This window comes from Achromobacter sp. 2789STDY5608615 (genome assembly GCF_001298995.1).
In the GTDB taxonomy this organism is placed as follows: domain Bacteria; phylum Pseudomonadota; class Gammaproteobacteria; order Burkholderiales; family Burkholderiaceae_B; genus Achromobacter; species Achromobacter insuavis.
Genome location: NZ_CYTY01000009.1, coordinates 94,036 through 107,447, shown reverse-complemented (window position 1 = coordinate 107,447; position 13,412 = coordinate 94,036). Strand labels below are relative to the sequence as shown.

The window sequence follows — 13,412 nt, the reverse complement described above, 5'->3', positions numbered from 1 at the left end:
AGCCCGGACAGCCCGATCGCCTTGCCGACCCGCCGCGACCGGCCCGCCTCCGCTGGTTACCCCTTCGCCAGCTGCGCCGCCAGGGCCAGCGCCTGCGCCAGGAACGGCGAGGCGTCGTCCTTGCGATAGCTGGCAATCACCGGCGACACGAAGGCCTCGGCGTCGATGCGCACGTGGGCCACGTCGCGCCGCTGCAGGCGCTGCACCGAGGCCGGCACCACCGTCACCCCCAGGCCGGCCGCCACCAGGCCGATCGCGGTCTGCAGCTCGTTGGCCTCCTGCGCCACCTGCGGCGCATGGCCGGCGGCGCGGAACAGGTCCAGCACATGGTCGGCGAAGTTGGGCCGCGGCCGCGCCGGATACAGCAGGAACGGCTCCTGCGCCAGCCGGTCGACCGAGACGCTGGCGCAACCGGCCAGCGGGTGGTGCAACGGCACGGCCGCCATCAACGGCTCGGTCATCAGGATGCGGCGCTCGATCGCCGGATCGTCCAGCAGGATGCGGCCGATGCCCAGGTCGATGCGGCCGGCCTTGAGCGCCTCCAGCTGCGGCAAGGTGGTCATCTCGGCCAGGCCGACTTCCACCTGCGCGTCGGCGCCGCGCAATTGCCGGATCAGCTCGGGTACGAAGCCGTACAGCGTCGACGGCACGAAGCCGATGCCGAACCAGCGCCGCCGGGCCTGGCCCAGCCGGCGCGTGCCCTCCAGCACTTCGTCCAGCCGCGCGGTCAGCAGCCGCGACTGTTCCAGCAGGAAGCGCCCGGCTTCCGTCAGGCGCAACGCGCGGGTGGTGCGTTCGAACAGCGCCACGCCCAGCTCCTCTTCCATCTGGCGGATCTGGCGGCTGAGCGGCGGCTGCGCCATGTGCAGCGCTTCGGCGGCGCGGGTGAAGCTGCCCTCGCGCGCCACCGCCTGGAAATACCGCAGGTGCCTGAGTTCCATGGTTTATACAAACCTTAAAGGTATAAATGGAGACCCATATAGTCTTGGACTTGGCGGTCTGACGCAAGCGATACTGCGCTTCACCTGAAGAACCTGCTTTGGAAAGTATGAATCCGGTAACGATAAACTCGGTCGAGGCGATCCTGGTGGATCTGCCGACCATCCGCGCCCACCAGCTCGCCATGGCCGTGATGCAGCGCCAGACGCTGGTGATCGTGCGCCTGCGCTGCAGCGACGGCATCGAGGGCATCGGCGAGGCCACCACCATCGGCGGCCTGTCGTACGGCGAGGAAAGCCCGGAAGGCATCAAGCTGGCCATCGACACCTACCTGGCGCCGGCGCTGGCCGGCCTGGACGCGGCCAACCTCCACGCCGCCATGCGGCGCCTGGAAACCGTGGCGCGCGGCAACCGCTTCGCCAAGTCGGCGCTGGAAAGCGCGCTGCTCGATGCCCAGGGCAAGCGCCTGGGCGTGTCGGTCTCGACCCTGCTGGGCGGCGCCGTGCGCGCCAGCCTGCCGGTGCTGTGGACCCTGGCCAGCGGCGACACCGCGCGCGACATCGAGGAAGCCGAATCGCTGCTCGCCAGCCGCCGCCACAACACCTTCAAGCTCAAGGTCGGCCGCCGCGCCGTGGCCGACGACGTGGCCCACGTGTCGCGCATCAAGCAGGCGCTGGGCGACCGCGCCCGCGTCACGGTGGACGTGAACCAGGCCTGGAACGAGGCCGACGCGGCCGGCGCCATCGCGCGCCTGGAAGCGGCCGGCGTCGACCTGATCGAACAACCGATCCCGCGCGCCAACCTCGCCGGCATGGCGCGGCTGGCGGCGCGCTTCGTGGTGCCCATCATGGCCGACGAAGCCGTCAACGGTCCCGAGGACGCGCTGGCCATCGCGCGCCTGGGCGCGGCCGACGTGCTGGCGCTGAAGATCGCCAAGTCGGGCGGCATCCACGAAATGCTGCGCACCGCCGCGGTCGGCGACGCCGCCGGCATGTCGCTGTACGGCGGCACCATGCTGGAAGGCTCGGTCGGCTCGATCGCCTCGGCGCACGGCTTCGCCTGCCTGCCGCGGCTGTCGTGGGGCACCGAACTGTTCGGCCCGCTGCTGCTCAAGGACGACATCGTCGCCAACCCGCCGCGCTACGCCGATTTCGAGATGGAGATCCCCACCGGCCCGGGCCTGGGCCTGGAACTGGACGAAGACAAACTGGCTTTCTACCGCAGGGACCGCTGACGCGCCCTGCCCCACGGTTGTTCCCGCGCGCCGGCCACGCATCGGCGCGCGGAAAAATAATTCAAGCACACGGAGACACGACATGGCATTGCGCTACGCATTCAAACACCTCGCCCGGGCCTGCATGGGCCTGGCCCTGCTCGGCGCCGCCAGCGGCGCGATGGCCGACGGCTACCCCGACCGGCCGGTCAAGTGGATCGTGCCGTTCCCGCCGGGCGGCGCCATGGACAGCATCGCCCGCACCCTGGGCGAGTCGATGGGCAAGCAACTGAACACCTCGTTCATCGTCGAGAACCGCGCCGGCGCCGGCGGCAACATCGGCGCGGCCAGCGTGGCGCGTTCCAAGCCGGACGGCTATACCATCCTGATCGTGGCCAACGGCATGGCCGTGAACCCGGCGCTGTACGCCGACCTGAACTACGACCCGATCAAGGACTTCGCGCCGATCTCGCTGCTGGCGGTGGTGCCGAACGTGCTGGTCACCAACCCCGCGCGCAACGATGTGAAGAGCGTGGACGAAGTGATCGCCAAGGCCAAGGCGCAGCCCAACCACTACACCTACGCCTCGGCCGGCGTCGGCACCTCGATCCACCTGGCGGGCGAGCTGTTCGTCTCCATGGCCAAGATCGACATGCTGCACGTGCCCTACAAGGGCAGCGGCCCGGCCATCGCCGACCTGCTGGGCGGCCAGGTGGACTACATGTTCGACAGCGTGACGTCGGCCAAGCCGCACATCGAGGCCGGCAAGCTGCGCGCATTGGCGGTGACCACCGCGAAGCGCTCGGCCGCGCTGCCCAACGTGCCCACCGTGGCCGAAAGCGGCCTGCCCGGCTACGAGCTGATGCCGTGGTTCGCCGCCTTCGCGCCGGCCGGCACGCCGCCCGAGGTCGTGGCCAAGCTCAACGCCGCCATGCGCCAGGCCCTGAACGAGCCCAAGGTCAAGGCGACGCTGGACTCGATCGGCGCCGAATCCATCGGCGGCACGCCCGACGAACTGCGCGACTACCTGGCCAAGGAAACCGCGCAGTGGAAGGTCCTGGTGAAGGAACGCAATATCAAGATCAACTGAGTTACGCCGACGCAGCGGTCGTATCCAGCAGGTGATCGACGATCGCCAGGATCTGCTCGGCGGCTTCGGCGATGTGGCGTTCCAGCGCCGCCTCGGCCTCGCCGGCGCGGCCCTGGCGACAGAACGCGATCAGGGCGCTGTGCTCGTCGTGGGCCTGCTGGCGGATCGGCGCGTTGACGATCTGGAAGCGGAAATAGCGTTCGGATTTTTCATGCAGCGCGCGCACCATGGCCAGCGCCGCCGGGCGCTGCGCGGCGCGGTACAGCAACTCGTGCAGCTGCCAGTTGAGCCGGCCCCACTGCTGCGGCTCGGCGCTGTCCATCAGCGCCACGATGCGCGCCGCCTCGTCCAGGTCCTCGGGCGCGTGCTGCGAGACCGCCAGGCGCAGCAGCCAGGGCTCCAGCCGCAGGCGGATATCGAAGAACTCCTGCACTTCGGCGCGCGACAGCATCGAGACGTACGCGCCGCGGTGCGCGATCATGTCCACCAGCCCTTCGGCGCTGAGCTGCCGGATCGCCTCGCGCACCGGCAGCCGGCTCACCCCCAGTTCCTCGGCCAGCAGTTCCTGGCGCAAGGCGGAACCGGGCGGAATCGCGCCGGACAGGATGCGGTCGCGCAAGGCGTCGACCACCAGGTCGACGGCGGTCTTGCGGATCAGCCGGCCGGCGGATCCGGCGGCGGAACGAGGCTGGGGAGCGCTGGCGGAAGAGGAATTCTGGGACACGTCACATCCGGTGGCGTTGCCGTCCGGCGGATGCCGGGGGGCGACGGAATCGCGGAAACCGTGCGCCACGCCCAGGAAAACCCCGAGAGACAGCCGGCATCCGCAGCCCGTTTAATGTGAGTATATTGGATCCATGATCCAGTTGATATCAGCGCCCTGACCCGGGCGATGGTTCGAGGCCGCGCGCCTCGTTTTTCTGGCCTTTTTATTTTGGATCCAATATCCAATCAATAGCCCGACAGTACAAACCGGGCGGATCACGCAACAGGAGCGGCAGCATGAGCATTCAATGGCAAGGCGTATTTCCCGCGGTCACCACCAAACTGAAGCCCGATTTCTCGCTCGACCCGGATGCCATCCGCCAGGGCCTGGAGCGCCTGATCGCCAACGGCGTGGGCGGCGTGGTGATGATGGGCATGGTGGGCGAGAACGCCCAGCTCGCCCCCGAAGAAAAACAGGCGGTGCTGCGCCTCGCGGTCGAGACCGTGCGCGGCCGCGTGCCGGTGGTGTCGGGCGTGGCCGAGACCGGCACCGCGCGCGCCGCCGCCTTCGCGCGCCAGGCGGCGGAGATCGGCGTCGACGGGCTGATGGTGTTTCCCGGCCTGACGTACAAGTCGGACGAGCGCGAAACGGTGGCGTTCTATCGCAGCGTGGCGCAGGCCAGCCCCCCTGCCGATCCTGCTGTACAACAACCCGCGCGGCTACGGCGTCGACCTGACGCCCGACCTGGTGGCGCAACTGCTGGAAGAACCGACCATCGTCGCGATCAAGGAGGAGTCCTACGACACCACCCGCGTAACCGACCTGATCACGCGCTTCGGCGACCGCCTGGCGGTGGTCTGCGGCGTCGACGACCTGGTGCTGGAAAGCGCCGCGCTGGGCGTCACCGCCTGGGTCTCGGGCATGGCCAACGCCGTGCCCAAGGCCTCGGTGGACCTGCTGCGGCTGGCGGCCGAGGGCGATTTCGTCCGGGCTCGCAAGCTGTATGCCGCGCTGACGCCGCTGTTCCATCTGGACACCGTGGTCAAGCTGGTGCAGCACATCAAGCTGGCCGAACACCTGATCACCGGCAGCGCCGAAACCGTCAAGCCGCCGCGCCTGGACCTGGCCGGCGCCGAACGCGAACGCACCCTCGCCATCACCCGCCAGACACTGGCGGATCTTTCAGCCCTGGGCTACTGATACCGGAGCCACCATGACCCGCACCCGCCTGCCCGCGCTGGCCTTCAGCGCCCTCTCCTTCCTGGCCTGCGTCGCGGCCGCCCCCGCCGCGATGGCGGCCGACTACCCCAGCCGCTCGATGGAGCTGGTGGTCGCCTACCAGCCCGGCGGCGGCAGCGACAACACCGCCCGCGCCATCGCCGAGGCGGTCCGGCCGCCCCTGCTGGCGCAACCGACCGTGGTCATCAACAAGCCCGGCGCCAGCGGCTCGATCGGCTGGTCGTACGTGGCCAACGCCCAGCCCGACGGCTACAAGCTGGTGCTGATGACGCCGGAAATGCTGGTGGTGCCGCTGATGGGCATCGGCAAGACCACCGTCAAGGACTTCCAGCCCATCGCCCGCTTCACCGACGATCCGTCGTCGGTCACGGTGCGCGCCGACGCGCCGTGGAAGACGGTGGAGGAATTCCTCGACTACGCCCGGAAGAATCCGGAACGGGTGGCGGTGTCCAACGCCGGCATCGGCACCGTGCCGCACATGGCGGCCGCGGCGCTGGGCGAGCAGACCGGCGTGAAGTTCGTGCACGTGCCTTATCAGGGATCGGCCCCGGCCATCATGGGCCTGTTGTCCGGCGACGTGCAGGCCACCACGGTGGCCTATGCCGAGTTGCAGCAGCACGTGGACACCGGCAAGCTGCGCACCCTGGCCGTGATGGCGCCGAAGCGGCTCGACACCCTGCCGGACGTGCCGACCATGAAGGAACGCGGCGCTGACCTGCAGTTCAGCGTCTGGCGCGGCATCGGCCTGCCGAAGTCGGCCCCGGCCGACGCCATCGAAAAATGGCGCGCCGCCGCGCGCCAGGTGGCGCAGTCGCAGGACTTCCAGGCGCTGATGCGCAAGCAGAACCTGACGCCGTCATACGCCGACCAACCGCAATTCGCGGCCGACGTGGCGCGGCAGGAACAGGCCTTCAATGCGTTGGTGCCGAAGCTGAACCTGAAACCCTGACGCGGCGAATCCGGGCGCGGAAAACAAAAGCCCCGGCTCCAGGCCGGGGTGGGAATCAGGTCTTACATGATGGGGCGTAGGCTTGCGCCCATTGGCAGCCATCACTCCACCGTCGCCCCCGACTTCTTCACCACCTCCGCCCAGCGCGGAATCTCCGTGGCCATGAGGGCGCGCAGTTCGTCGGGGGTGCTGCCGACCAGTTCCATGCCCATGGTCTTGCCGAGCTTTTCCTGCACGTCGGGTTCCTTCAGGATCAGCGCGATCTCGGCGGCGAGCTTGTCGAGGATGGGCTTGGGCGTGCCCTTGGGCGCATACACCGCCTGCCACGAGGCCATCTGGAAGCCGGGCACCCCGGCCTCCTGCATGGTGGGCACGTCGGGGGCCAGCGAGATGCGGTCCTTGGTGGTGACGGCCAGCAGCTTGAGCTTGCCGGTCTGCAGCAGCGGCAAGGCGGCGGTCATCTGGTCGAACATGAACGTCACCGCGCCCGAGGACACGTCGACCATGGCGGGCGGCGTGCCCTTGTACGGCACGTGCGTCAGCGGCACGCCGATCATGCTGGCGAACAGTTCGCCGGCCAGGTGGGTGGAGGTGCCGGCGCCGGAAGACGCGAAGGTGCGCTTGGACGGATCCTTCTTGAGCAGCGCGATCAGGTCGGCCACCGAGTTCACGCCCAGGTTCGGATCGACCAGCAGCACGTTCGGCAGATAGGCGATCAGCGAGACCGGCTCGAAGTCCTTGACCGGGTCGTACTTCAGGTTCTTGTACAGGCTGGCGTTGATGGCGTGGGTGCTGATGGTGCCGCCGAACAGCGTGTAGCCGTCGGGCGCGGCCTTGGCCACGTAGGTGGCGCCGATGCCGCCGGCCGCGCCAGGCTTGTTCTCGACGATGACGTTCTGGTGCAGCCTGTCGCCCAGCTTCTGCGCCAGCACGCGGCCGACCACATCGGTGGAGCCGCCCACGGTGAACGGCACCACGTAGGAAATCGGCTTCTGCGCCGGCCATTCGGCGGCCGTGGCCGGCAGCGCCCACGCGCCCAGCAGCGGTCCTGCCAGCAGCGCGGCCAGCGCGCTGCGACGTTGCTTGTTCATGCTTGTCTCCTGCCCTCTGTGTTTTATAGGCATGGGTCGCCGGCCGGTCGGCCGGCGCCAAGGCTCAACGGCCCTGTTCTTTGCGCCAGGCGGCGAATTTGTCCTTGGTGCCCGGATCGGTGGGCGGATACAGGCCCAGGATCGACGCGCCGGCCTGCACCTGGCTGGTGACGAAGTCCTCGAACGCGGTCATCTCCACCGCTTCGTCCGCGATCTCGTCGGCCAGGTGCGCGGGGATCACCACCACGCCCTCGCGGTCGCCCACCACGATGTCGCCGGGGAACACGGCCACGTCGCCGCAGCCGATGGGCGCGTTGATGTCCAGCGCCTGGTGCAGCGTCAGGTTGGTCGGCGCGGACGGACGGTTGTGGTACGCGGGATAGCCGAGCTCGGCGATCTCGGGCGAGTCGCGAAAACCGCCGTCGGTGACCACGCCGGCCACGCCGCGCTTCATCAGGCGGGTCACCAGGATCGAACCGGCCGAGGCGGCGCGCGGGTCCTTGCGGCTGTCCATCACCAGCACCGCGCCGGGCGGGCAGGTCTCGACCGCGGCGCGCTGCGGGTGGGCGCGGTCCTCGAACACCTTGATGGTGTTCAGGTCCTCGCGCGCCGGGATGTAGCGCAGCGTGAAGGCCGGGCCGACCATGTTGGGCAGCGTCGCGTTCAGCGGCCGCACGTCCTGGATGAACTGGTTGCGCAGGCCGCGCTTGAACAAGGCGGTGCACAGCGTGGCGGTGCTGATGCCGGCCAGCTTGGCGCGGGTGGCGGGATTCATGTCTGACACGGAAAACTCCAGGGAAAGCGATTCAGGGGATGGCGGGTTCAGAAGATTTCCGGTTCCGGCACGGGCGCGCCGAAGCTGGTCTCGAGGAAGTCGAAGTCGCAGCCCTCGTCGGCCTGCAGGATGTGTTGCGAGTACATCCAGCCGTAGCCGCGCTCGTAGCGCCTGGGCGGCGGCGTCCAGGCGGCGCGGCGCGCGGCCAGTTCCTCGTCGCTGACGTTCAGGTGGATGCTGCGGGCCGGCACGTCGACGGTGATCAGGTCGCCGGTCTTGACCAGCGCCAGCGGGCCGCCGATGTAGGCTTCGGGCGCGGCGTGCAGGATGCAGGCGCCGTAGCTGGTGCCGCTCATGCGGGCGTCGGACAGGCGCAGCATGTCGCGCACGCCCTGCTTGACCAGCTTGGTGGGGATCGGCAGCATGCCCCATTCCGGCATGCCGGGGCCGCCCTGCGGGCCGGCGTTGCGCAGGATCATGATGTGGTCGGCGGTGACGTCCAGGTTCTCGTCGTCGACCGCGGCCTTCATGCTGGGATAGTCGTCGAACACCAGCGCCGGGCCGGTGTGTTGCAGGTATTGCGGCGCGCAGGCGCTGGGCTTGATGACGCAGCCGTCCGGCGCGATGTTGCCGCGCAGGACCGCCAGCGCGCCCTCATCGTAGATGGCGGTGTCGAGCTTGCGGATGACGTCGTCGTTGTAGACCTCGGCGCCGGCGATGTTCTCGCCCAGCGTCTTGCCGGTGACGGTCATGGCCGACAGGTCCAGGTGCCCTTCCAGGCGCGACATCAGCGCCGGCAGGCCGCCGGCGTAGAAGAAGTCTTCCATCAGGTACTTGTCGCCGCTGGGCCGGATGTTGGCGATGACCGGCACTTTGCGGCTGGCGGCGTCGAAGTCGTCCAGGCCCACCGGATGGCCGGCGCGGCGCGACATGGCCACCAGGTGGATGATGGCGTTGGTCGAGCAGCCCATGGCCATGGCCACGTTGATGGCGTTGTGGAACGAGGCCGGGCTCAGGATGCGCTGCGGCGTCAGGTCATCCCAGACCATCTCGACCACGCGGCGGCCGCATTCGGCCGACATGCGCATGTGGTTGACGTCGGCCGCCGGGATCGACGAGGCGCCCGGCAGGGTCATGCCGATGGCCTCGGCGATGGCGGTCATGGTGCTGGCCGTGCCCATGGTCATGCAGGTGCCGTAGCTGCGGGCGATGCCGCCTTCGACCTCGGTCCATTGTTCCTGCGTGATCTTGCCGGCGCGGCGCTCGTCCCACAGCTTCCAGGCGTCGGAGCCGGAACCGAGGATCTTGCCCTTCCAGTTGCCGCGCAGCATCGGGCCGGCGGGCACGTAGACACAGGGCAGCCCGGCGCTGATGGCGCCCATCAGCAGGCCCGGCGTGGTCTTGTCGCAGCCGCCCAGCAGCACCGCGCCGTCCACCGGGTGGCTGCGCAGCAGTTCCTCGGCCTCCATCGCCAGCATGTTCCGGTACAGCATGGTGGTGGGCTTGACGAACGATTCGGACACCGAGATCGCCGGCAGTTCCACCGGAAAGCCGCCAGCCTGGAACACGCCGCGCTTGACGTCCTCGACGCGCTGCTTGAAGTGGCTGTGACAGGGGTTCAGGTCGGACCAGGTGTTGATGATGGCGATGATCGGGCGGCCGACCCAGTCGTCGGGGCCGTAGCCCATCTGCATCATGCGGGAACGATGACCGAAGGAACGCAGGTCGTCCTTGGCCATCCAGGCGGCGCTGCGCAGGCTTTCGTAGGTGCGTTTCATAGGGGAAGCGGGGTCCAGGAAGGCGGTGGAATGAAACTGACGAAATCATTGACCGGACCATTTAAACACTAATACATTAGTGCGTCAGCTAGGTGAAAACCCGCTACACTCCGCTTCCACCACCGACCGTTCCGACCCTTTACCGAACTTCGCTCCGATGCCCAGCCACAAGCTCAGACTGGATCGCTCGCGGCACGCCGCGCCGCAGGTTTTCGAACATCTGCGCGAACAGATCATGTCCCTCGAACTGGCGCCCGGCGCGCCGCTGTCGCGCGTGACGCTGGCCGAGGCCTACGGCCTGAGCCAGACGCCGATCCGCGACGCGCTCATGAAACTGGCCGAGGAAGCCCTGGTCGAGATCTATCCGCAGCACACCACGGTGGTCAGCCGCATCGACATCGCCGCGGCGCGCCAGGCGCACTTCCTGCGACGGTCGATCGAGCTGGAAATCGTGCACGTGCTGGCGCAGCAACCCGATCCCCTGCTGGTCCAGCGGCTGCAGGCCAGCATCGACCGCCAGCGCGTCTGCCACGCCGCCGGCCAGTACCAGGAATTCATGGCGGCCGACCAGGCCTTCCACCGCGACATGCACGCGGCCGCGGGCGTCACGGCGCTGTGGGACATGGAACAGCGCTACAGCGGCCACGTCGACCGCCTGCGCCGCCTGCACCTGCCGGAAGCCGGCAAGGCCGAACGCATCATGGACGACCACCAGCGGGTGCTGGACGCCATCGCGGCGGGCGATGCGCCGCGCGCGCAGCAGGCGTTGCGCGAGCACCTGTCGGGCACGCTCAGCCAGGTGGCCGAGATCTGCAAGCGCTATCCGGACTACGTGCAGGCCGACTGAGGCCGACGGCCGCCGCGCGTATCGTCAGCGTCATGCCTCACTCCAGCGCATAGCGCACGATGATGGTCTTGCCGCCGCGATCGACGTGCACCAGCACGCCCTCGCCCGCCGCGTCCAGGCCGAGCAGGCCGCGCTCCTGGTCGGGCGAGAGCTGGAACGGCCGCCAGGTCCTGCCCTGGTCGCGCGTGTGGAAGTAGGTGCGGGTGTAATCCTTGAACGAGAACAGGTGGTCGGCATAGGTCTGCACCACCCAGCCGTTGCGGCCGAACCAGGCCTGCCCGATCCAGGTGCGCTGGCCGCGCACGGCCGGCATGGCGGCAAGCTCATGCCAGTTGCTGTCGGCCGGATCGAGCCGATAGATGCGGTTGTCGTCGGTGGCGTATTCAGGCTGCCCCACCCGCGGCTGCGAGCGCGGATCCTGCGGCGGCACCGGCGGCACGTCGTGGGTGATGCGGAACGCGGGCGAAGCGCCGTCCTGGAACCGCACCTCGAAACGCCGGGTCTCGATGCGGCGCGCCACGCCGACCGTGACGCGGTCGCGCCAGCTCCAGCCGACGGCGCGGTCGGCGGCCAGCGGATAGAGCGACCAGCCGTACACCAGCTGATCGGTGGCGGCTCGGCCCGGGCCCAGGTGTTCCAGGAACGCCCGGCCATAGCTGTCGGCGTCGGGCCAGACCTGCTCGCGCAAGGACAGCGCCGACCAGTGGCGCGCGCCGTCCTCGCTGACCAGCAGGCGTTCGTCGCCGGCGCCATTGCTGCCGTCGGTCAGCGCCATGGCCCGCTCATCGGTCAGGAACACGGTGAACCGCCGTGGCGCGCCCAGCTGCAAGTCAGGCGCGTAGCGCCAATTGGCGCCCTGGTCGTCGGAACGCCAGACGTCCCACCCGCTGGAAGCGTCGCCGTCATGGCCGCGGCGCTGGCTGCCGCCCACCAGGTAGATGGTCTGCCCCTGCGGCCCGCCGAGGAGCGTGACGCCGGTGTCGCCGCCGATCGAGCCGAGCAGCGCGTAGCGGCCATTGTCACGGCCGCCATAGACCAGGTTGCGCACATCACGCGCCGAGGCGGCCGCCTGCAGCATGCCCTGCGTCGGATCGGCCGACGCGGCCTCGGCGCGCGCGGCCCCGTCCGCCTGGCAGCAGTCCGCCGCGGACGGCAGCAGCGCGTCCAGCACCGGCGCCTTGGCCAGGCCGGCGATATCCTTGTCGCCCGCGATCAGCTGCCCGACCAGGAACTGATGCTCGCCATAGCGGTACAGCCGCGTACGCGAGTAGCCGGCCAGCGGCGGGCCATCGAGCTCGCCGATGACTTCGCTGCGCGCCAGCGGCTCGCCTTCCGGCATGAGCTGGTAGAACCCGTAAGCCAGCACCCCGGTCACGGCGATGGCCGCCGCGCCGGCGAGCACCCTGATATTCATCGTCGTCGCCTCTCCTCCGACCCCGGCCGGCGCCCCGTGGCACGGCGTCGGCATCGCTTGTCGAACGGACGAGACTATACCCCCGCGCCGCGCTTGCCGCCGGGTTCCGGCCGTCATGATTTCTTTCTCTATACTGGGGTGACTCCACACCGATGTCCCACAGGGAAGGCCCCATGACAGCAAGGCAAGCGCAACTCACCCTCGTCCTGGCGGTATTGGGGGGGGCCTGCCTGGGCCCAGGCGGGCAGCGCGGAGCCGGCCACGCCGGCCGATACCTGCGCGGTGGTGACGGTCCGCCAAGGCGATCCGGTCCCGCCCGACGCCTGCGCCGTCAGCATCGCGCCGGCCACGCCGGATACCGGCGGCATCGTCTTCGGCGGCGCGCCGGCCTGGCAGCCGCTGGCGCCGCAGTCGATGCCCGGGGTGTTCTACGACCGCGACTCGATCGTGCAGCTGACCGAGCGGCCGCTGGTGATGCTGGCGACGGTGGCGTGGTTCTATGCGCAGCCGCGGGTCTCCGAGGCCAATGGCCAGCCCTACGGCTCGGTGACGCAGCCCGTGACCATCAATTGCAGCAACAACACCTACACCATCACCGAAACCCAGCACTACGCCGGCCCCAACGCCACCGGGGAACTGGTGGAATCGCTGCCGGTGGCCGGCATTTCCAACGCGCCGGTGGCGCGCGACCCGGTGCAGCGGCAGCTGCGCGGCGTGATCTGCCCGGCCGGCAAGTCCTCGCGCAAATAGCGGCGGCGCCGGCCTACCCGCGCCAGTAGCGGTACAGGCCCCGGGCGGCGGCATCCAGCAGGAAGCCCAGCGCGCCGATCAGCAGCACCATGGCCATCAGCTCGGAATAGGCCAGGCGGTCGCGGGTGTCGAGGATGAAATAGCCCATGCCGGCCGAGACGCCCAGCATCTCGCACGGCACCAGCACGATCCAGAGAATGCCGATCGCCAGCCGCACGCCCGTCAGGATGTGGCCCAGCACGCCCGGCAGGATCACGTGGCGCAGGGTCTCCCAGCGGGTCGCGGCCACGCTTTGCGCCAGCAGCAGCCAGCGCGCGTCCAGCTGCTGCACGCCGGCGGCCGTGTTCAGCACGATCGGCCAGACGGCAGCGAAGGCCAGCAGGAAATAAACCGGGTCGTCGCCCACCCCGAACACCATCACCGCGATGGGCATCCACGACAGCGGCGAGATCATGCGCAGGAACTGCATCGCGGGCGACAGCGCCGCCTCCAGCCGCCGGTAGCTGCCGATGGCCAGGCCCAGCGGCACGCCGATCGCCAGCGCCAGCCCCAGGCCCACCGCCACGCGGCGCAGGCTCACCAGCACGTGCAGCGGCAGGTCCGAGCCGGTCAGCAGGGCCC

Annotated in this window: 12 protein-coding genes and 1 pseudogene; 6 read left to right on the top strand and 7 right to left on the bottom strand. The window is 69.3% G+C overall.

Features of this window, described 5'->3' with window-relative positions; genetic code table 11:
• Window positions 1–56: 56 nt before the first annotated feature.
• On the bottom strand, window positions 57–941 hold the full coding sequence (locus AOZ49_RS10185) for a LysR family transcriptional regulator (protein ID WP_054475069.1): 885 nt from the start codon (window positions 939–941) through the stop codon (window positions 57–59).
• Window positions 942–1,048: 107 nt separating this feature from the next.
• Here AOZ49_RS10185 and AOZ49_RS10180 point away from each other — a divergent pair, with 107 nt between their 5' ends.
• Together AOZ49_RS10180 and AOZ49_RS10175 are read left to right on the top strand one after the other, a co-directional pair.
• Window positions 1,049–2,173, top strand: a complete 1,125-nt coding sequence (locus AOZ49_RS10180) for a muconate/chloromuconate family cycloisomerase (RefSeq protein WP_054475068.1) — start codon at window positions 1,049–1,051, stop codon at window positions 2,171–2,173.
• 82 nt (window positions 2,174–2,255) lie between these two features.
• Window positions 2,256–3,242 (top strand): tripartite tricarboxylate transporter substrate binding protein, encoded by a 987-nt coding sequence (locus AOZ49_RS10175; RefSeq protein WP_054430571.1) that lies wholly within the window; start codon window positions 2,256–2,258, stop codon window positions 3,240–3,242.
• A gap of 1 nt (window position 3,243) precedes the next feature.
• Here AOZ49_RS10175 and AOZ49_RS10170 read toward each other — a convergent pair whose 3' ends face one another.
• Window positions 3,244–3,966: a GntR family transcriptional regulator gene (locus AOZ49_RS10170; RefSeq protein ID WP_231690294.1), complete on the bottom strand. Its 723-nt coding sequence runs from the start codon at window positions 3,964–3,966 to the stop codon at window positions 3,244–3,246.
• Window positions 3,967–4,244: 278 nt separating this feature from the next.
• On the opposite strand from AOZ49_RS10170, the pseudogene AOZ49_RS33950 reads away from it, so the two are divergent.
• Window positions 4,245–5,148 (top strand): annotated as a pseudogene (locus AOZ49_RS33950) (dihydrodipicolinate synthase family protein).
• 13 nt (window positions 5,149–5,161) lie between these two features.
• On the top strand, window positions 5,162–6,136 hold the full coding sequence (locus tag AOZ49_RS10160) for a tripartite tricarboxylate transporter substrate binding protein (RefSeq protein ID WP_054416944.1): 975 nt from the start codon (window positions 5,162–5,164) through the stop codon (window positions 6,134–6,136).
• Between the two features lie 101 nt (window positions 6,137–6,237).
• Here the strand turns inward: AOZ49_RS10160 and AOZ49_RS10155 are convergent, their stop codons facing one another.
• The 3 genes from AOZ49_RS10155 to araD form a co-directional block, all read right to left on the bottom strand.
• Window positions 6,238–7,227, bottom strand: a complete 990-nt coding sequence (locus AOZ49_RS10155; RefSeq protein WP_054430573.1) for a Bug family tripartite tricarboxylate transporter substrate binding protein — start codon at window positions 7,225–7,227, stop codon at window positions 6,238–6,240.
• Window positions 7,228–7,291: 64 nt separating this feature from the next.
• On the bottom strand, window positions 7,292–8,002 hold the full coding sequence (locus AOZ49_RS10150; protein WP_054430574.1) for a ribonuclease activity regulator RraA: 711 nt from the start codon (window positions 8,000–8,002) through the stop codon (window positions 7,292–7,294).
• A gap of 47 nt (window positions 8,003–8,049) precedes the next feature.
• Complete coding sequence (araD, locus tag AOZ49_RS10145) at window positions 8,050–9,780, bottom strand: L-arabinonate dehydratase (protein WP_054475066.1); 1,731 nt, start codon at window positions 9,778–9,780, stop codon at window positions 8,050–8,052.
• A 157-nt stretch (window positions 9,781–9,937) separates the two neighbouring features.
• On the opposite strand from araD, the gene AOZ49_RS10140 reads away from it, so the two are divergent.
• Entirely contained in the window at window positions 9,938–10,627 is a 690-nt protein-coding gene (locus tag AOZ49_RS10140) for a GntR family transcriptional regulator (RefSeq protein ID WP_054430576.1), read from the top strand.
• 37 nt (window positions 10,628–10,664) lie between these two features.
• Here AOZ49_RS10140 and AOZ49_RS10135 read toward each other — a convergent pair whose 3' ends face one another.
• Entirely contained in the window at window positions 10,665–12,041 is a 1,377-nt protein-coding gene (locus tag AOZ49_RS10135) for a beta propeller repeat protein (protein WP_054430578.1), read from the bottom strand.
• A 285-nt stretch (window positions 12,042–12,326) separates the two neighbouring features.
• On the opposite strand from AOZ49_RS10135, the gene AOZ49_RS10130 reads away from it, so the two are divergent.
• Window positions 12,327–12,791: a surface-adhesin E family protein gene (locus AOZ49_RS10130; protein ID WP_197286716.1), complete on the top strand. Its 465-nt coding sequence runs from the start codon at window positions 12,327–12,329 to the stop codon at window positions 12,789–12,791.
• 13 nt (window positions 12,792–12,804) lie between these two features.
• Here the strand turns inward: AOZ49_RS10130 and AOZ49_RS32950 are convergent.
• Window positions 12,805–13,412 (bottom strand): ABC transporter permease (locus tag AOZ49_RS32950; RefSeq protein WP_082380385.1); only part of this gene is annotated, 608 nt, incomplete at its 5' end.

Bases quoted from the DNA above. Each gene is read 5' to 3' on its own strand.
- AOZ49_RS10155 (WP_054430573.1), bottom strand. From the start codon at position 7,227: ATGAACAAGCAACGTCGCAGCGCGCTGGCCGCGCTGCTGGCAGGACCG.
- AOZ49_RS10185 (WP_054475069.1), bottom strand. From the start codon at position 941: ATGGAACTCAGGCACCTGCGGTATTTCCAGGCGGTGGCGCGCGAGGGC.
- AOZ49_RS10150 (WP_054430574.1), bottom strand. From the start codon at position 8,002: ATGAATCCCGCCACCCGCGCCAAGCTGGCCGGCATCAGCACCGCCACG.
- AOZ49_RS10140 (WP_054430576.1), top strand. From the start codon at position 9,938: ATGCCCAGCCACAAGCTCAGACTGGATCGCTCGCGGCACGCCGCGCCG.
- AOZ49_RS10135 (WP_054430578.1), bottom strand. From the start codon at position 12,041: ATGAATATCAGGGTGCTCGCCGGCGCGGCGGCCATCGCCGTGACCGGG.
- AOZ49_RS10175 (WP_054430571.1), top strand. From the start codon at position 2,256: ATGGCATTGCGCTACGCATTCAAACACCTCGCCCGGGCCTGCATGGGC.
- AOZ49_RS10160 (WP_054416944.1), top strand. From the start codon at position 5,162: ATGACCCGCACCCGCCTGCCCGCGCTGGCCTTCAGCGCCCTCTCCTTC.
- araD (WP_054475066.1), bottom strand. From the start codon at position 9,780: ATGAAACGCACCTACGAAAGCCTGCGCAGCGCCGCCTGGATGGCCAAG.
- AOZ49_RS10180 (WP_054475068.1), top strand. From the start codon at position 1,049: ATGAATCCGGTAACGATAAACTCGGTCGAGGCGATCCTGGTGGATCTG.